General features: G+C 61.8%; 14 protein-coding genes. 7 read left to right on the top strand and 7 right to left on the bottom strand.

Annotated elements, in window-relative coordinates; genetic code table 11:
• Positions 1–696 carry a tRNA/rRNA methyltransferase gene (locus ACQUTG_RS04905; RefSeq protein ID WP_428918301.1) on the bottom strand — a complete coding sequence of 232 codons (696 nt, stop codon included), beginning with the start codon at positions 694–696 and terminating at the stop codon, positions 1–3.
• On the opposite strand from ACQUTG_RS04905, the gene ACQUTG_RS04900 reads away from it, so the two are divergent.
• Positions 695–1,969 carry a methyltransferase gene (locus ACQUTG_RS04900; RefSeq protein ID WP_428918300.1) on the top strand — a complete coding sequence of 425 codons (1,275 nt, stop codon included), beginning with the start codon at positions 695–697 and terminating at the stop codon, positions 1,967–1,969. The two genes, ACQUTG_RS04905 and ACQUTG_RS04900, sit on opposite strands and share 2 nt — an antisense overlap.
• Here ACQUTG_RS04900 and ACQUTG_RS04895 read toward each other — a convergent pair.
• From ACQUTG_RS04895 to ACQUTG_RS04885, 3 genes are all read right to left on the bottom strand, one after another.
• Positions 1,926–2,405 (bottom strand): DUF4124 domain-containing protein, encoded by a 480-nt coding sequence (locus ACQUTG_RS04895; protein ID WP_428918299.1) that lies wholly within the window; start codon positions 2,403–2,405, stop codon positions 1,926–1,928. The two genes, ACQUTG_RS04900 and ACQUTG_RS04895, sit on opposite strands and share 44 nt — an antisense overlap.
• Before the next feature lie 80 nt (positions 2,406–2,485).
• A complete protein-coding gene (locus ACQUTG_RS04890; RefSeq protein ID WP_428918298.1) occupies positions 2,486–3,682 on the bottom strand; it encodes an OmpA family protein in 1,197 nt (398 codons plus the stop codon).
• Between the two features lie 159 nt (positions 3,683–3,841).
• Positions 3,842–6,160, bottom strand: a complete 2,319-nt coding sequence (locus ACQUTG_RS04885) for an ATP-dependent helicase (RefSeq protein WP_428918467.1) — start codon at positions 6,158–6,160, stop codon at positions 3,842–3,844.
• Positions 6,161–6,358: 198 nt separating this feature from the next.
• Between ACQUTG_RS04885 and ACQUTG_RS04880 the strand changes: the two genes are divergently transcribed.
• From ACQUTG_RS04880 to ACQUTG_RS04870, 3 genes are all read left to right on the top strand, one after another.
• Positions 6,359–6,730 carry a DUF2237 family protein gene (locus tag ACQUTG_RS04880; protein ID WP_428918297.1) on the top strand — a complete coding sequence of 124 codons (372 nt, stop codon included), beginning with the start codon at positions 6,359–6,361 and terminating at the stop codon, positions 6,728–6,730.
• The gene (locus tag ACQUTG_RS04875; protein WP_428918296.1) at positions 6,730–8,886 is read left to right on the top strand and encodes a tRNA(Met) cytidine acetyltransferase TmcA; all 2,157 of its coding nucleotides are present in this window, start codon (positions 6,730–6,732) and stop codon (positions 8,884–8,886) included. The genes ACQUTG_RS04880 and ACQUTG_RS04875 overlap by 1 nt, the downstream gene beginning before the upstream one ends.
• A 69-nt stretch (positions 8,887–8,955) precedes the next feature.
• Positions 8,956–9,648, top strand: coding sequence for an ankyrin repeat domain-containing protein (locus tag ACQUTG_RS04870; protein WP_428918295.1), 693 nt, complete (start codon positions 8,956–8,958; stop codon positions 9,646–9,648).
• A gap of 4 nt (positions 9,649–9,652) precedes the next feature.
• Here ACQUTG_RS04870 and ACQUTG_RS04865 read toward each other — a convergent pair whose 3' ends face one another.
• Positions 9,653–10,756, bottom strand: a complete 1,104-nt coding sequence (locus ACQUTG_RS04865) for an enoyl-CoA hydratase/isomerase family protein (protein ID WP_428918294.1) — start codon at positions 10,754–10,756, stop codon at positions 9,653–9,655.
• A 221-nt stretch (positions 10,757–10,977) separates the two neighbouring features.
• On the opposite strand from ACQUTG_RS04865, the gene ACQUTG_RS04860 reads away from it, so the two are divergent.
• Positions 10,978–11,313, top strand: a complete 336-nt coding sequence (locus ACQUTG_RS04860; protein WP_239035771.1) for a c-type cytochrome — start codon at positions 10,978–10,980, stop codon at positions 11,311–11,313.
• A gap of 27 nt (positions 11,314–11,340) precedes the next feature.
• Here the strand turns inward: ACQUTG_RS04860 and ppnN are convergent, their stop codons facing one another.
• On the bottom strand, positions 11,341–12,723 hold the full coding sequence (gene ppnN, locus ACQUTG_RS04855; RefSeq protein ID WP_428918293.1) for a nucleotide 5'-monophosphate nucleosidase PpnN: 1,383 nt from the start codon (positions 12,721–12,723) through the stop codon (positions 11,341–11,343).
• Between the two features lie 111 nt (positions 12,724–12,834).
• On the opposite strand from ppnN, the gene thiI reads away from it, so the two are divergent.
• On the top strand, positions 12,835–14,289 hold the full coding sequence (gene thiI, locus ACQUTG_RS04850; RefSeq protein WP_428918292.1) for a tRNA uracil 4-sulfurtransferase ThiI: 1,455 nt from the start codon (positions 12,835–12,837) through the stop codon (positions 14,287–14,289).
• Between the two features lie 10 nt (positions 14,290–14,299).
• Here the strand turns inward: thiI and ACQUTG_RS04845 are convergent, their stop codons facing one another.
• Complete coding sequence (locus tag ACQUTG_RS04845; protein WP_428918291.1) at positions 14,300–15,313, bottom strand: histone deacetylase family protein; 1,014 nt, start codon at positions 15,311–15,313, stop codon at positions 14,300–14,302.
• Positions 15,314–15,485: 172 nt separating this feature from the next.
• Between ACQUTG_RS04845 and ACQUTG_RS04840 the strand changes: the two genes are divergently transcribed.
• Positions 15,486–16,934 carry an NAD-dependent succinate-semialdehyde dehydrogenase gene (locus ACQUTG_RS04840; RefSeq protein ID WP_428918290.1) on the top strand — a complete coding sequence of 483 codons (1,449 nt, stop codon included), beginning with the start codon at positions 15,486–15,488 and terminating at the stop codon, positions 16,932–16,934.
• Positions 16,935–17,195 lie beyond the last annotated feature (261 nt).

The following is a 17,195-nucleotide window of genomic DNA, read 5'->3' as shown; positions in this document are numbered from 1 at the left end:
TTATTTCTTCCTGAGGATCCGTTCGATGTTGCCGCACAGGGTGTGGACGAATCCGATGTCCCGCTCCGACAGCAGTGGCAGGCGTTCGAACACCCATTGCGACAGCTTGCCTTCCGGGGGCGTACCGACCTCGGGCAACAGGTGCTCAAGGCGTTCCCGCAGGGCGCCCAAACCGGCCTCGGCGGGTGCGGGCTTGACGCTTTCTGCTGCGCCGCTGACGGACAGCCCTGACATCTCCCAGGCATAGAGCATGACCGACTGGGCCAGATTCAGGGAGGGATAGGCCACCTTCATCGGAATGCCGGTGAGCAGGTCGCACAGGGCCAGTTCCTCATTGGCCAGGCCCCGGTCCTCGCGCCCAAACACCAGGGCGGCGGCGGCCACGGAATCGCCCTTGTCAGTCAGCACCGTGCGCAAGCGGTCCGGGGTGTGCCAGTCCTGGCGGTTGTGACGGGGCTTGGCGGAGGTGCCCATCAGCAGGTCTACGGAGTTTCGCACTGCCGCCAGATCAGGGAAAATGCGTGCGTTATCAAGAATATGATCGCTGCCGTGGGCCAGCCAGTGGGCTTCCGGACGGGTGTGCAGGTCGGAATTCACCAGCCACAGTTCGCCGAACCCCATGGTACACAGGGCACGGGCAGCCGCTCCGACGTTTTCAGGAACCTTGGGTTCGACAAGTACAAAGGCCAGTTGCATGACATTTCCTCCGGCCGCGAGTTTACACGAGCCGACCACATCTTTTTATAGCCGATGGCAGGCGTTGAACGACTGGCTTGCAGGCCACGCAGAATTCTGGCGGCCGGCACCGTTCATGGAGCCGGCCCCGGCCTGGGCACAGGCGCGTCCAGAGCTGTCGGCCTGGCTTGAGGGCCTCAGTGATGAGGACTGCGATTACTACGAACAGCACCTGAGCGAGTTTGCGAGGCGGATCAGTGGCTGGCTTCCGGGCCTGGCCGATTATGAGCAGAGAATAGCGGTACCGGTTCTCTCTCCCTCCCCGGAAACCGTGGCCGGGACAACCCTGCCGGAGGTGGCTGCCACCGACATGCCCGGTCGCAAGCGGCTGCAGGCGGGGGCGTTCGCGGCTTCAGTGATCCCCTTGAACCGACCAGTGCTGGACTGGTGTTGCGGCAAGGGTCACCTGTCACGGACCCTGGCACGGCAATGCCCGGAACCGGTGCAGGGCTTCGAGTGGGACCCGGCGTTGGTGGATGACGGCAACCGGCTGGCCCGCCAGTTTGCCGATGACGTGACCCTGCATTGCCAGGACGTGATGGCGCAAGACCTGTCCTGGCCGGCCGGCAGCCATGGCGTGGCCCTGCATGCCTGTGGTGACCTGCATCGCCAGCTGATCCGCCGGGGTAGCGCCGCCTGCGCACCGCGCCTGAGCCTGTCGCCCTGTTGCTACCACCTGACCGCTCACTCTGAGTATCAACTCCTCTCCGTGCAGGCGAAGGCACACCCGCAGGCACTCAGGCTGACCCGGAATGATCTGAGGTTGGCAGTTCAGGAAACCGTTACCGCCCCTGCCGGGGTGCGGGCGCAGACCGCGCTGGTCAGCCAGTGGCGACTGGGGTTTGACGCCCTGCAAAGGCATGTGCAGGGCTCTGACCAATACCTTCCGGTGCCCTCCCATCCGCCCCGGTTGGTGAATGAGGGTTTTGAAGCCTTCTGCCGATGGGCGGCCCGGAAAAAACAGCTGGAATTGCCCGATCGGGTGGACTGGGACCATTGGCTGTATGCGGGCCGGCAGCGGTTCGGACAGGTACGCCGCCATGAATTGTTACGTCACCTGTTCCGCCGGCCTCTGGAGCTCTGGCTGGTACTGGATTATGCCGTGGCCCTGGAAGAACAGGGTTACCGGGTGCGGCTGGGGAGCTTCTGTGACCGCTCACTGACTCCGCGTAACCTGCTGCTGGATGCGGTCAGGGTTTGCGATACTCCACCCGCTCCACGCAACCGTCCCTGAAGTACACATAGGTGAGTTCATACAGCGCGCCGTAATAGCGGGTCTGGTAGATCCAGACCTCCCGCGGGCTGGTGTGCACTTCCGGGGGATTGCCAAACGCCCGCCGGACGTGGTCCCGGGTCATGCCCTGCACCACTTGCTCCCGGACCAGGTACCGTCGCAGATCCGTGGAGTTGATGAAGCGACAGGTAGAGGCCTCCTCGGGCAGTTCGGTCTTCTTGTCCTCAAGCCCGGAATCCCTGCTGGCCGGCTCGGGCAGGTTCTGGTTGATACTACCGCCGATCCGATTGTCCTGGATCTCGATTGCCCGGGCATCACTGCCGCAGGGCTGGTCCGAGAAGGTCACCGAGCCGTTGCTTTCGCATCGGTAGACCTCGGCCAGGGCACTGCCGGGAAGGGCCATCAACAGGATTGTCAGTGCCAGAGCGCGATTCATGTTGTTGTCGCCAGTGATGATTTCGTTGATACCAAAAAGAAAGGCGCCCGCAGGCGCCTTTCGTCCGTTCCGGCGTCGCGTTAGCGGCGAATCTGGATACGGGCTTCAACGCGACGGTTGGCTGCACGGCCTTCCGCGGTATCGTTGGAGGCAATGGGCGCTTCCTCACCATAACCCGTGGCGTTCACACGTTCCGGATCCACACCCAGTGGGCCTGTCAGGCGTTCGGCAACGGCTTCCGCGCGACGCTGTGACAGGAGCTGGTTGTAGTCGGCGTCACCTACCCTGTCAGTGTGACCGGCAATCTCAACGATGGTTTCCGGGTTCTCCTCGAGGAAATCGGCCACGCGGCTGATTTCAGCATCGTAGGCATTGCCGATCACCGAGCTGTTGGTGGGGAACCGCACTTCGATCTCGAAAGTTTCGATGGTCTCGACCACACCCACACAGCCGGTAGCATCCACTTCCGCGCCAGCGACGGTGTTCGGGCACTGGTCCTTGCTGTTCACAACGCCATCGTTGTCGCTGTCCAGCTCACAGCCACGGGCGTCAACCTCTGCGCCTCGAGGCGTGTTCGGACAGTCATCCCGGGCATCGGCCACGCCGTCCATATCCGCATCCGGCTCACAGCCGGTGCTGTCCACAACTGCGCCCGCAGTAGTTCCAGGGCACTGGTCGCTGCTATCGGGTACGCCGTCGTTGTCGCTGTCGGCTGGCGCGGCTTCACCAACGGTGCGGTTGAACGCAAAGCTGATACCGAGGGACACCATGGTGTCGAAGGTGCTTTCGTCAATGCCGTGGAACTCGCGCAGATCGCCGCGCAGGGAAATATTGTCGCTGACGTTGTAGCGAACACCGGCCCCGACATTCACCCGGGATTCGTCGTGGTTGCTGCCAGAGGTACGGGGAGCTGCTGCATCCTCCCCAAAATCAGCATGACCTGCGCCGAGGGACACATATGGGTTCCAGGCCTGATCCTGACCTGCGAAATAGTACGTGCCATCCAGTCGGATCTCATCGAAATCGGAAGATCCCGGAGCGCCCTTGCGATCGGCATCGGCACGGGAGTACACGGCCTCAACAGCCCAGTGGGGGGTGAAGCGATATTCTGCGCCCACTCCAAAGGTACCGGTTTCGCTCAGGTCCCGCTTGTCATCGAAATACTGGAAGCCGGCGAAAGGGTTGAGATAGATGGTTTCCTGGCGCTCTTCTGCCAGCGCCGGTGTGGCCAGGCTGGCGGTGAGGGCGGCTAAAGCTATCGGGCGCATGACGTTCATGCTGAACCTCCTGTTCGGTCGTCGTTCTTGCTACTGCTTTCTTGCAGAAAATTAGGGCTTTACCTGAAAACTAGGCCAGTAAGACAAAAAAGACAAAGAAATGAAACATTTTGTTACCGCCGCAATTGTACGGGGTTACGGTGTGGGCAGGATGGTGGATCAGGCCAATGTGGTGAAGTACAGGTGCGCGCTTCTCTTGCTGAAGCTCAACGTGTCACCGTTATCGAAGCGGACTTCGAACGAGCTTTCGTCTTCACCGACAACACTGCCAGCCCCGAAAATGGCATGGCTCACCCGCTGACTGTGCCAGACCGGCGCCTGCCGATCATCGGTTGCCTGCGCGGTGCCTTCGAGAGTGACACCTTCCCGCTGGGCATAGCGCTGGCTGACTGGGGTAAGTGGTGCCTCCAGCCTGATGGGTGAAGTGGTCCGGCCGTCAGAGTCCAGATGCTGCCCCAGTTCCTCCGAGAGCTCGAAACAGCACTCCTCCACAAACCGACTGGGCCCCTGGTCGCCATCGAGATGGGGGCGTTTGCTGACCGGCCGGCTGATCAGATGCAGGAACTCCCGCGTCCGGGTCATGGCCACGTACAACAACCGGCGCTCACTCTCCAGGAACGCCCGGGCATCGTCGTTGGACCGGGGGGAATAGGGCAGGTACTTCTCTTGCAGGCCGGGAATGATCACCACCGGCCATTCCAGCCCCTTGGTCCGGTGAATGGTTGACAGCAGCACGCCGCCTTCCTTGTTCTCACCGGCCTGCTGTTTCAGGGTTTTCAAATGCGTCAACGCCCCCTCGGCATCCACATCCAGGCCCTTCAGGTACTGCCGGAACCCCTGCACGGTATCGATCCGCTCCTCGGCACTCTCATGGGTCAGCGCCAGGCTGCGGATGCCCTCGTACAGGTCGGTGTGCTCGGCATAGACACTGATCAGCCCCGCCACCGGCCCCTTGAACCCGGACAGCTGGCCCAGCACCTCGCCCAGCTTGCGCAGCTTGCGGGCAGGCATAGGCGCCAGGGCATCGAAATCCATGGCCAGAATCCGCTCATGCCAGGCCTCGCCGAAACCGGCCAGAAACTGCGCCAGATTCTCCAGCTCCGGCTCCTTCAGCCCGACATGGGGAAACCGCAGCAATAACCGGGCGAGCTCCAGCCGATCCGCATCCGGCAAGTGCGTCAGCTTCCCGGTCACTATCATCAGCAGTGCAGTAATGGCCTGGACCTCGCGGCTGAACAGCGCCCCCTTGCCGGCATCGATCCGGTAGGGGATCTGCCTTGCCAGCAGCTTCAGCTCGATTGGCACACTCTGACTCCAGACCCGGAACAGAATCGCTGTCGCCGACAGAGACTCTTCGGATTGGTTCTTCAGAATCTGCAGCACCTGGTCGCTGTCACTCTCCACCCGGTGCAGATGGATGGCGGTGTTCGGCGTCGACGGATGGGAGTGGCAAAGCACATCCTTGCGACCGGTGTTGTGACAGATCAGATGATTGGCCAGCAGCGCCACCCGATGGCCATAACGGAAGGTATAGCTCAGCGTCTGCTCCAGCGGACTCTCGAACTCATCACTGAATCGCTTGAGAATAAACTCCGGCTTCGCGCCCCGGAACTCATAGATCGTCTGGTCCGGATCCCCCACCACCGTCACCCGCGCCCGGTCACCGGCGACATAGCGCAGCAGCAGGTGCTGGATCTCATTGGTATCCTGGTACTCATCCACCAGAATCAGATCCATCTTGTTGCCCACCAAACGCTGCAGCGGCGGATTCTGGTGAATCGCCATCACCGGCTCATACAACATATCGGCATAACTGATCCGGCTCTGGGACTTACGCCATTGCTCGAAGCTGTGGAACAGATCGATCAGGTACCGGTGTTTGTCCGAATACCCCAACTCCTCGAACACAATCTCCGCCGGCGACAGCGTCGTCTTCACCAGGTCAATAAAGCCGGTGGCCGTCTCCACAAAATCCTTCTTGTTGCGCCGGATTTCATCCGCCAGATCCTCCGGCGCCAACCGCCGCGTCAGCTGCCAGGCCTGAAAACTGATCTCCTGCTCGGTCAGAATCTTGTCCGAAAACCCTGGCAGATAACCTTCCCGCACAAACCGCTTGTACAGCCGCAGCCCCATGGCGTGATACGTCCGGATCTCCGGCAACGCCAGCCCCGACTGATGACACACCTCCTGCAATTTACGCCCGAAATCCACCCGGGCACTGCGGTTGAACATCAGCACCAGCATCCGGTCCGGATCATGCCCCTGTTCCAGCAAATACCGGATCCGCCAGGCCAATGTCGACGTCTTGCCACTGCCCGCCACGGCGGTAATCACCGAATGCTCGTAGCCGGCGGTAATAATCGCCCGCTGCTCATCGGTCAGAAAATCCGGCAGGTTGGATGTGTCAGGAATTTGGGGGTTGGTCGGCATGGCCGGTATTGTACTGGGCAACTGGTAGTGCGGATACCGGTCCCGCATAATTGAAAACAATTGTTGATGCCTCACGGCCTATGACTCACAGGCATGACAGTGAGTTGGGAGAGCCCCTTCCAAAACTGTGCGGAGCCATGGATGGCGGAGCTCAAGCGCCACATGGACGTGCCGCCAGGAGCGGGTTTTGGAAGGGGCTCTCCCAACTTACTGCCCCCGCAACCAGAAGGTCTAAGAAAGATGGAAATGTCAGAACCAGTAAACGTCCTGGGCGAAAAACTGGAAACCTGCGGCACCGACCCCGAAACCGGCTTCTACCGCGACGGCTGCTGCAACGTAGGCCCCGATGACCTCGGCCTCCACGCCATCTGCGCCGTCGTCACCGACGCCTTCCTCGAATTCTCCAAAGCCCAGGGCAACGACCTCAGCACCCCCAGACCGGAATTCGGCTTCCCCGGTCTGAAAGCCGGCGACAACTGGTGCCTCTGCGCCGCCCGCTGGCAGGAAGCGTTCGAAGCCGGTTGCGCCCCCAGAGTCCGGCTCCGGGCGACCCACCAGGCCGCCCTCGAAAAATGCGACCTGAACAACCTCAAAGCCCACGCCGCAGACCTCAACTGATGACCCGGTCCGCCGGTGACAAAGCCAAAGGGCGTCAAGCCTGGTGTTCGCTGGTTGAGCACCTTGGCGCCCTCGGCGAGCGAAGACTGGTCCTCGTCGAGGGCGACCGTGACCGTGCGCTGGCATGGCTTCAACAAACCCTGCCCGAACTCCACCAGTCACCCGGTATCTGGACCGGCCCCAGTGATGACAATCCCTCGCCAGGCCTCACTCCGGTACCGCCAGCAAAAGCCAGAGACTGGCTGGGCCGCGAACTGGCAGTAGTTGTCTGGGACGGCTGGCAGGGTAACCCGCCGGATGGCCTGGCAGCGATTACCGGCACCCTCAAGGCCGGGGGCCTGTTGTTCTGGCTGATGCCGCCGCTGGCCGACTGGGACCAGTTTGCGGATCCCGACTACCGGCGCACCGGCCTCGACAACGCCGAGCATCACCCATTTGCTTGCCGCATGGTCTCCATTCTCGGCAACGATCCCGGCGTGATTCGGATTGACGCCCAAGATCCCGGGCGTACCCGGACACCGACACTGCAGGCGCCAGACAACCCCTTCACCGTGGCTACCACCCATGACCAGCAGCGCCTGATTGAACAATTGATCCACTTCGGCCAGGGCCGGCGCCGGCGCCCTCTCGTGGTCACCGCAGACCGGGGCCGCGGTAAATCCGCGGCGCTGGGTATCGCCGCTGCCAGACTGTTACAACAGGGCCGCAAGCACATTCTGGTGACAGCACCCACCCGCGAGAGCGTTGATACCCTGTTCCACCACGCCCGGCAAACCCTCGGGAACGATCTGGCAGCTGACGATGGCAACGGCCTCGTCACCCGGACCGGGGCCCAACTGCGTTTCCTGCCGGTGCAGGAATTGCTGGCCGGGAGACCGGCGGCCGAAGTGGTCCTGGTCGACGAGGCGGCAGCGATCCCGCCCCAGGTTCTCGAGGCTATCCTGCTGGGATGGCCGAGGGTGGCGTTCTGTTCCACAGTCCATGGCTACGAAGGCGCAGGCCGCGGCTTTGCCATCCGGTTCCGCTCCGTGCTGGACCGCAAAACCCCGCATTGGCAATCCGCCACCCTGACCGAGCCAGTGCGCTGGGCCGCGGGGGATCCACTGGAGGCGCTGGCCTCCAATCTGTTCCTGCTATCCGCTTCCGGCATGGTCCGGGACGATGCCCGGGTTCCGACCAAAGCCATCCGGATTGATCGGTGGTGCCCCGCCGACGCGCCGGAGCCCGAACTCGCCGAGGCGTTTGGCCTTCTGGTTGACGCCCACTACCGGACCACCCCGACCGATCTTCGCCAGTGGCTGGATGATCCGTCTGCGGTCAGCTGGTGCGCCTGGCACGAAGGCCACATCGTCGGGGTGCTCTGGGGCGCCATTGAGGGCGGACTGAGCGCGGAACTGTCACAGAACGTTACGCGGGGGCAGCGTCGTATCCGGGGCCATCTACTGGCCCAGTCTCTCGCTTCCCACAGTGGATTTCCGGAAGCCTCAACCCAGAAAACCCTCCGGGTAGTCCGGGTTGCCGTTGCCAGTCCGGCTCGCCGCAGTGGTATCGGCAAACGCCTGGTGGCAGCGGCTCGGGACTGGGTGGCAGAGCAGCAGTTGGATAGCCTGGGCACCAGCTTTGGTGGCAGCCCGGAGTTGCTCGCCTTCTGGCAGTCCTGCGGGCTGAGCGTAGTTCGCGTCGGGTTCCAACGGGAGCATACCAGTGGTGAGTATCCGCTGCAGATGCTGAGCGGATCGAGTCCCCAGGGAGTCGAGCTGGTCGATCGACTGAGGGGGCGGCTGGCCCGGCACTGGCTGACACTGGTCCCGCGGCACTGGTGCGGAATGCCCGCGGAACTGCTGGCGGCCATCAGCGACGACCTTCCGGCAACCCGCATCCTGAATGATGATGACCGGCGTGATCTGGACAACTTTGGCCACGGACACAGGGGCTTTGATCTTTGCCTTCCGGTACTCCGGGAGCTCGGGCAGGTACCGGGCGTCATGAACTGGCTGAGGACGCGACAAGACCTGGCCCTGTGGACAGCAGCGGTGCTTCAGGGCCGCTCCTGGGCTGATGCGCAGGCCGCCGGCTTGTGTCGCGGCCAGAGGGACGGCGAGGACCGACTGCGCGCACTGGTGCGGGAACTCCTGGAGAACGGGCCGGAGATGTGACCCGCTCGATTTAATTCCCGCCGTGCCCTGCGCAGAATAGGCCCACATTTCAAAACAGAGATTGTTGATATGGCCAAGGGATCCGGCTCCTTCCACGCACTGTTCCTGCCTCTTTTGCTCTCGCTGCTGGTGTCGGGATGTGCCACCCGGGATGAACCCAGCAACCTCGCCCGGGAAACGGCCACCGAGACCGCTACGCCGCTGATTCGGGCAGCGGCAGCCGGCAACCTTGAGGACGTCAAAACCCTGGCAGAAGCCGGCCACTCACTCAATACCCTGACCGAGCGGGGCTCCCCCCTGATGGCGGCCGTGCGCGCCGGACGTGACCGGGTGGCCTGGTACCTGCTCAGTGAGGGAGCGGATCCGGATCTTACCGCGCCGGGTGAGTCGACGCCCCTGATGGTCGCGGCCGGTGACGGCAGTCGTCGGCTGGTCCAGCTGCTGCTCTCGGCCGGTGCCAGTGTCAATGCGGTGGATGAACGAGGGTATACGCCGGTGATCCGGGCGGCCGAGCAGGGCAATCTGTCCGTGGTCAAGGTGTTGCTGGCCGCCGGGGCAAACGTCAATGTCAGTCAGGGGGGGAAATCGTTGCTGATGAAAATTGTCGGCAGCGGGGACCTGCTGACGGCGGAAATGCTGCTGGCGGCCGGCGCCGACGTCAACTACCGGGCCGAAGACGGAAGTACCGCCCTGAGCCGGGCCCGGGCCATCAACAGCCGGGATCTGGAGATGTTGCTGGTCCAGGCCGGAGCTCGGCCGTAGTTCCTTACTGCAACTGCATCGGGTCGGTTTCGTCGTCCCACTCCGGTTTAAAGTGGGCGGCCACGACATCCTCTGGTACATCGGCCACCGAGGCATGGGACCAGACCGGCTTCTGGTCCCTGTCCACCATTCTGGCCCGGATGCCTTCGGGAAGGTCCGGGCGCCGGCTACACTCAAGAGCCATGGCCAGTTCCATCCGGAACACGTCTTTCAGGGACATCTGCTGGGCTTTCTTGAGCTGGGTCCACACCAGCCAGGCGGAGACCGGGCAGCCGCCGCGCAGGTTGTCGATGCAGGCGCGCCACCAGTCACTGTCAATGTCCGACCCAAGCAGTTGATCCACCACGGCGGGCAGTTCCTCACCGGCACTGAGGCGTGAAATTGCCTGTTCGTGCTGTTCCAGGTTGCTTGCTGGCAGCGCCCGGTAATCCGGTGCAGGCATCTGGTTGAGCAGTCGGAACAACCGGTTGTCATCGGCAGCGGCCTCGCCGGTCCAGTGCTGTTCCTGCAACCGGGAGAGCAGGGTGTCCCGGTCTTCAGGCAGCAATGCCATATCCGCCAGGCCTACCCGCAGGGTATCGGTAACGTTGAGCCGGGCACCGGTCAGTCCCATGAACAGGCCCAGGCGTCCCGGCAGGCGGTTGAGGAACCAGCTGGCCCCGACATCCGGAAACAGGCCGATGGAGATCTCCGGCATGGCCAGAGTGAGGTCTGGCGTCACCAGTCGGTAACGGCAGGCGGACAGCAGGCCCAGGCCGCCACCCATGACCACGCCATGACCGATGCCGACAACCGGCTTGGGGAACCGGTGCAGGCTGTAATCCAGCCGGTATTCCCGGGTAAAGAAGCGGGAGGGGGCTTCATCGTCACCGTGACCGGTCATGGCGTCATAGAGCAGGCGGATGTTGCCGCCGGCGCAGAAGGCCCGGTCACTGGCCCCTTGCAGCACCACCAGGCAGATCCTGTCATCCGTTGCCCAGCGATCCAGGGCATTCTGGGTCTGCTCCACCATGGCTTCGCTCAGGGCGTTGAGGGTGCCGGGCGAGTTCAGGGTGAGCAAGCCAAGAAAGCCTTCACGGCAGGGTAGTTCCTGGACCTCTACGGACATGGGGTGTGTCTCCGGGTTGGATAAAACAGAAATCTGGGTATTCTACGTTGTCGTACTTTCCCACTAACCCGCGAGTGCGGTAAAGGGGACGATTGTCGAAATGAGCGCCTTGATCTATCACATTTGAGCCAGGCGCGCTCTGTGCTATAAGTGCATTACAGTCGAGTTTTAATAACACCTGACGGCATTTTCACGCCGACAACGATGAGAGGGTAGTAACTATGAAATTCAAGAACTTCGCGATTGCAGGACTGATGTCTGCTGCTGTTGCCCTGCCGACCCTGGCCTCTGCCGCAGGCGACGTTGAGGCTGGCAAGGCCAAGGCTGCCGTCTGTGCCGCATGCCACGGCCAGAACGGTATGGCCCAGATCCCGACCTATCCGAACCTTGCCGGACAGAACGAGCAGTATCTGGTGTCTGCACTCAAGGCGTACAAGAACAAGCAGCGTTCCGGTGGCCAGGCTGCCATCATGCAAGGCCAGGCTGCAGCCCTGAGCGATGAGGATATCGCCAACCTGGCAGCTTACTACGCCAGCCTGCCGGCAGGTGGTCAGTAAGCTCCGGCTTGATGTCAGTGGGGCCGCTCAGGCAGCCCCACTGACAATACGGTAACAGGGCTGGTAGGCCTGAAGACCGGGCAGCTTCATCCGGTTCTGGGCCACAAATTGCTCCAGCATGGCTTCCAGAGGCTTGATCAGCGAGGGATCCCCGGCGATCTCGAACGGCCCTTTCTCCTGAATCTGGCGAATCCCGCTTTCCTTCACATTTCCCGTGACGATCCCGCTGAATGCCTTGCGCAGGTTTGCCGCAATCATGTGCACGGGCTGGTCCCGGTGCAGTTCCAGTGACCGCATGCTGTCGTGGTTGGGCTCGAAAGGCAGCTGAAACACCGGATCGATCTTCAGCATCCAGTTGAAGTAGTAGGCGTCCTGCATGGCGCGGCGGAACGTCTCCACCTCTTTCATGCCCTTCCTCATGGCCTGGGCGACGCGGGCCGGATCATCAATGATGATCTCGTATTTGCTGGCGGCCTCGTCACCAAGGGCGTTGCGGATGAACTTGTCGATCATCTCGAAGTATTCCGCGTTTTCCTTCTCGCCGGTGAAAATGACCGGGAACGGCAGGTCTGAATTGTCCGGATGCAGGAGGATGCCGAGCAGGTACAGGATTTCCTCGGCGGTACCTACGCCGCCCGGGAAGACAATCACACCGTGGCCGCAGCGCACGAAGGCCTCGAGGCGCTTTTCGATATCCGGCATGATCACCAGTTCATTGACGATCGGGTTCGGTGCCTCGGCACCGATGATGGCCGGCTCAGTGATGCCCACATAGCGGCCATTCTTCACCCGCTGCTTGGCATGGCCGATGGTGGCGCCTTTCATCGGTCCCTTCATGGCGCCGGGGCCGCAGCCGGTAATAATGCTCAGCCCGCGCAGGCCCAGCTGGTGGCCGACTTCCTTGCTGTACTGGTACTCCGCCTGGCTGATGGAGTGGCCACCCCAACAAACGACCATATCCGGTTGGCGCCCGGCTTCCAGTACGCCGGCGTTGCGCAGGATGTGAAACACCAGGTTAGTGATGTCTTCGGGATTATCCCGGCGGAACCCGGCAATGGTCTGGGGAATGGAGTGGGTGTACACGATATCCCGGAGCACGGAGAACAGGTGCTCGCGGATGGCCCGCAGCATTTGGCCATCGACAAAGGCATAACCGGGGGCGTTGACCAACTCCAGCTTCAAGCCGCGGGGCTGGGGCACCAATCTCACATCGAAATCGGCGTGGGCCTCCATCAGGGCCTTACAGTTGTCGGTCTCCACGCCGGTGTTCAACACCGCAAGGGCGCACTGGCGGAACAGCTGGTATAGACCGCCCTCGCTCCGGTCCTTGAGCCGGTTGACTTCATGATTGGAGAGGATTTCAAGGGCGCCCTCCGGGGAAACCAGGGCGTTGTTCGTGGGTTCTGTCATTTAATGGTGAAACTCCTGAAGGTTTCGGCAATGCCGGATTTTGAGGCACTCTGACAAAACGGTACACTAAGCGCTTTCCTCTTTGTACGCCACCCGACAATACTCCGATCTATGAAATTACTGATACGTCCCGCTCCGGAAGTTGCCATTAAGAGTAAGCCCGTTCGTCGGCAGCAGATGAAACAACTCCGCCAGAACATTCGCAAACTCCTGGCCCGACTCGATCACGAGATCGTCGTGGAGGGCAGCTGGGATCGGGTGGACGTGGAGGTTCCGGATGATCGGGGTCTCTATGGCCCGGTTATTGACGCCCTGTTGCGCATCCCGGGCATTTCCAGCATTCAGGAAATCGCGGTGTATCCCTTCCGGTCCCTGGAAGATATCGGTGAGAAAGCCGTCGCGGCCTTTGCTGGCCGCCTGGATGGCAAGACCTTCGCTGTGCGAGCCAAACGTCTGGGCACCCACGACTTCCGGTCCATCGATATCGAGCGCTCGGTGGGGGCGGCACTGTGCAAAGCTTTCGATACCGCCGGTGTCGATCTGAAATCACCGCAGGTGGAGGTACGGATCGAAGTCAAGGAGGACGGTTTTCACATCGCCCGACGCAAGCATCAGGGACTGGGCGGCTACCCGCTGGGTTCGGTGGAAAGCGTTATGACCCTGATCTCGGGTGGCTACGACTCCTCCGTGGCGGCCTACCTGATGATGCGCCGTGGCCTGCGCAGCCATTTTCTGTTCTTTAACCTCGGTGGCACTGCCCATGAGGTCGGTGTTCGCCAGGTGGTGCATTACCTGTGGGAGCGCTATGGCGCCTCCCACAACGTGAAGTTCATTTCCGTGCCGTTCGAAGGCGTGGTGGCCGAGATCATGCGCTCGGTGAACAACCGCCACTGGGGCGTGGTGCTCAAGCGTCAGATGCTCAAGGCGGCGGCCGAAATTGCCCGTGAGCTCAACGTCGCCGGGCTGGTGATGGGGGATGCGGTGGCCCAGGTGTCCAGTCAGACCCTGTCAAACCTGAACGTGGTGGACCGGGCCAGTGACGAAGTGGTGCTGCGGCCGCTGATCGCCATGGACAAGCAGGAAATCATCCGCATTGCCCATGACATCGGCACCGAGTCCTTCGCCCGCAACATGCCGGAATACTGTGGCGTGATCTCCCAGAAGCCGGCAACCCGCGCCAAGCTGCACCGGGTCGAGGCCGATGAGGCGAACATGGACGCCGGGGTACTGGTCCGGGCAGTCGAGGAGCGGACCGAAACCCCGGTCAACCGTCTGCTGGAGACGACGGTCACGCCGGAAGAAGTGGAACTGGTGGAAACGCCGGCGGTGAACGACGTCATCATCGACGTGCGCCATCCGACGGAAGAGGAACGGTCACCGCTGGACCTGACCAACAACCAGGTCCTGAAGATCCCGTTCTATGAACTTAATCAGCAGATTGAGGAACTGCCGCAGAATCGTCAGTACCTGCTGTACTGCGACCGCGGCACCATGAGCCGGATGCACGCCGGCCACCTGAAGGCCGAGGGGCACGACAATGTCAAGGTTTATGCCCCGGCCTCGTAATTGGTGAGTCTCAGCCTTCCAGTCCCCTGAAGAACTGCTGCACGTTGGTGCTCAGGGCCTCAAGGTCGTAGCCGCCCTCCTGCACAATCAGCGTGGGCAGGCCCAGCCGGCGGATGTGGGTGCTTAGCCGGTGGAAACCTTCCGAGGATACCGATACCTTGGCCTGGGGGTCGTTCTTGTAGATGTCAAAGCCCAGGGTGAGGATCAGGGCATCAGGCTGGAACAGCTTGATGGCGGCCAGGGCCTCGTCCACTTTGGCGAAGAAATCCTCCTCACTGGAGCCATGGGGCATGGGCATGTTGATGTTGTAGCCGTAGCCTTCGCCCTCGCCACGCTCGTCCTCGAAGCCGCTTACCACCGGGTAGAAGTTGGTGGGGTCGCCATGGATGGAGATGTAAAGGACATCGCTTCGGTCATAGAAAATTTCCTGGATACCCTGGCCATGGTGCATATCGGTATCAAAGATGACGATTTTCGGGAACCGGGATTTCATGTGTTCGGCGGCAATGGCAGCGTTGTTCAGGTAGCAAAAACCACCGGCCGCGTCCCGGCGAGCGTGATGTCCGGGCGGTCGGCATACCGCATAGGACGTCCTGTCGCCGGCAATCAGTGCATCGGCCGCACCCAGGGCGCTCTGGGCTGACCAGTAAGCTGCGTGCCAGGTGTGTTCACCAATCGGACAGCTGCCATCGGCCTGGTAGCGGGCCGCCTCGGCGAGAATACCGGTCAGGTGATTGGGAGAGCGGACGAAAATGTTCGAGATCACCTCGTCACCCCAGTCATCCATCTGTTTCCACCGGCGGTGGGCGGACTCCAGAAAGCGGAGGTAGCCCAGATCATGAACCTTCGATATCGGGCCGGCACCCTGGTCCGCCGGTTGCAGAACCGAAATACCCATCTCCTTCAGGCCGTCCAGCATTTGACCGGTACGATCAGGCACTTCCTGCGGCTGACGCATCTGCCCACGAGTAAAGTAGGTCTGGGGAATATGCTGATCCTGTGCGGGATGGAAAAACGCTTTCATTGTCCGGCCTCCTGGGATGGTAATGCTCCGAGTATAGGCACAGTCGGAGGATGTTCAAAAGCCCGCCCTTGACTTTACAGGCTACGCTACAACACTCACTATGAAAGACATGAGCCACTGACGCAATGCCGTCCCGGAAGGGGCGCCGCCAAATACCGAAAGAGGAGCCGAGATGATCGAGTCACCCCTGTTGGAAAAGCTGACTGGCTACATTGGCGGTCGCTGGACAGACAACGCCGAAGGTAACACTTTTGATGTCTACAATCCGGCAACCGGCGAAGTCATCGCACAAGTACCGTCAATGCCGGAGCGGGATGTCGAGGCTGCCGTGGCCGCCGGCAAGGCGGCGCTGAAGCTCACCACCCCCTACTCCATCGAGACCCGCAGAAAGTGGCTGGAAGACATTCGGGACAGTCTGAAGGAAAACCGCGAGGAAATCGGCCGTATTCTCTGCATGGAACACGGCAAACCGTGGAAAGAGGGTCAGGGCGAAGTGGATTACGCCGCGGGCTTCTTCGATTACTGCGCCAAGCACATCCAGGCCCTCGATGCCCACACCATCCCCGAGAAGCCCAAGGACTGCACCTGGACCGTGCACTACCGGCCGGTTGGGGTGACCGGCCTGATTACGCCGTGGAACTTCCCCATCGGCATGATCGCCAAGAAGCTGTCCGCGGCCTTGGCGGCCGGCTGCCCGTCCGTGATCAAGCCGGCCAGCGAAACCCCGCTGACCATGATTGCCCTGTTCAGCCTGATGGACAAACTGGACCTGCCGGACGGCATGGTCAACCTGGTGATGGGCAAGGCCAGCGTGATCGGCAAGGTTCTGTGTGAAAGCCCGGACGTGCCCATGCTCAGCTTCACCGGCTCCACCGAAGTGGGCCGCAAGCTCATCGTCGACACCGCCGACCAGGTCAAGAAACTGGCTCTGGAGCTGGGTGGTAACGCGCCGTTCATCGTGTTCGAAGACGCCGACCTGGACGCCGCAGCCGATAACCTGATCGCCAACAAATTCCGGGGCGGTGGCCAGACCTGCGTGTGCGCCAACCGTATCTTCGTCCACGAGAAAGTGGCCGACGCTTTTGGCGAGAAACTGGCAGAGCGCGTGAACAAGATGACCGTTGGCGACGGCATGAATGAAGGCGTCGATATCGGCCCGCTCATCAACAAACAGGGCTTCGACAAGGTCAAACGCCACCTGGACGACGCCCTGGAAAAGGGTGCGAGCCTGGTGGCCGGCAAGCAGCCGAGTGAGCTTGGTGACGGCCTGTTCTTCCCGCCCACAGTGGTGCTCGGTGTCAACCGGGAGATGTGCTGCTACCAGGAAGAAACCTTCGGTCCGCTGGTTCCGATGGCCCTGTTCCGCACCGAAGAGGAAGTCATCGACGCCGGTAACGACACCGAATTCGGCCTGGCGTCCTACGTCTTCACCGCCGACGCCGACCGCGCCCAGCGCGTGGCCGCCGGCCTCCGTTTTGGCCACGTCGGCTGGAACACAGGCACCGGCCCGACCCCGGAAGCGCCATTCGGTGGCATGAAGGCATCCGGTATCGGTCGTGAGGGTGGTCTGGAAGGCCTGTTCGAGTTTGTGGAGCCGCAAACCGTGCCGCGGGGTTTCTGATTCCGCTAGCTCTCTGATTCTGAGATGTCGCACGGGGGAGGTTCCCCTTCAGGACACGCTACGAGCACATCCATGTGCGCTTGACTGTGGCCATCCCTGGCCACAGACAGTCCTGAAGGGGAATCTCCCCCGCGCTCTTTCTGACTGACGGAGAGGGCTTTTCCGGCGGCTCTCACTTGTACAACCACCTTCCAGTTAAAGAGGGCTATCCCAAGCCCCGACAACCCCTGTTATCTCCTGTTATACTCCCAAGCCTGTTTA

Origin of the sequence: Marinobacter sp. DUT-1 (assembly GCF_050379415.1) — a bacterium.
Lineage (GTDB): Bacteria > Pseudomonadota > Gammaproteobacteria > Pseudomonadales > Oleiphilaceae > Marinobacter.
This window is presented reverse-complemented; position numbering and strand designations above follow the sequence as displayed.

What these genes read in the sequence shown, in the direction of transcription:
- ACQUTG_RS04900 (WP_428918300.1), top strand. Translation starts at nt 695, where the DNA reads ATGACATTTCCTCCGGCCGCGAGTTTACACGAGCCGACCACATCTTTT.
- ACQUTG_RS04905 (WP_428918301.1), bottom strand. Translation starts at nt 696, where the DNA reads ATGCAACTGGCCTTTGTACTTGTCGAACCCAAGGTTCCTGAAAACGTC.
- ACQUTG_RS04895 (WP_428918299.1), bottom strand. Translation starts at nt 2,405, where the DNA reads ATGAATCGCGCTCTGGCACTGACAATCCTGTTGATGGCCCTTCCCGGC.
- ACQUTG_RS04890 (WP_428918298.1), bottom strand. Translation starts at nt 3,682, where the DNA reads ATGAACGTCATGCGCCCGATAGCTTTAGCCGCCCTCACCGCCAGCCTG.
- ACQUTG_RS04885 (WP_428918467.1), bottom strand. Translation starts at nt 6,160, where the DNA reads ATGCGGGACCGGTATCCGCACTACCAGTTGCCCAGTACAATACCGGCC.
- ACQUTG_RS04880 (WP_428918297.1), top strand. Translation starts at nt 6,359, where the DNA reads ATGTCAGAACCAGTAAACGTCCTGGGCGAAAAACTGGAAACCTGCGGC.
- ACQUTG_RS04875 (WP_428918296.1), top strand. Translation starts at nt 6,730, where the DNA reads ATGACCCGGTCCGCCGGTGACAAAGCCAAAGGGCGTCAAGCCTGGTGT.
- ACQUTG_RS04870 (WP_428918295.1), top strand. Translation starts at nt 8,956, where the DNA reads ATGGCCAAGGGATCCGGCTCCTTCCACGCACTGTTCCTGCCTCTTTTG.
- ACQUTG_RS04865 (WP_428918294.1), bottom strand. Translation starts at nt 10,756, where the DNA reads ATGTCCGTAGAGGTCCAGGAACTACCCTGCCGTGAAGGCTTTCTTGGC.
- ACQUTG_RS04860 (WP_239035771.1), top strand. Translation starts at nt 10,978, where the DNA reads ATGAAATTCAAGAACTTCGCGATTGCAGGACTGATGTCTGCTGCTGTT.
- ppnN (WP_428918293.1), bottom strand. Translation starts at nt 12,723, where the DNA reads ATGACAGAACCCACGAACAACGCCCTGGTTTCCCCGGAGGGCGCCCTT.
- thiI (WP_428918292.1), top strand. Translation starts at nt 12,835, where the DNA reads ATGAAATTACTGATACGTCCCGCTCCGGAAGTTGCCATTAAGAGTAAG.
- ACQUTG_RS04845 (WP_428918291.1), bottom strand. Translation starts at nt 15,313, where the DNA reads ATGAAAGCGTTTTTCCATCCCGCACAGGATCAGCATATTCCCCAGACC.
- ACQUTG_RS04840 (WP_428918290.1), top strand. Translation starts at nt 15,486, where the DNA reads ATGATCGAGTCACCCCTGTTGGAAAAGCTGACTGGCTACATTGGCGGT.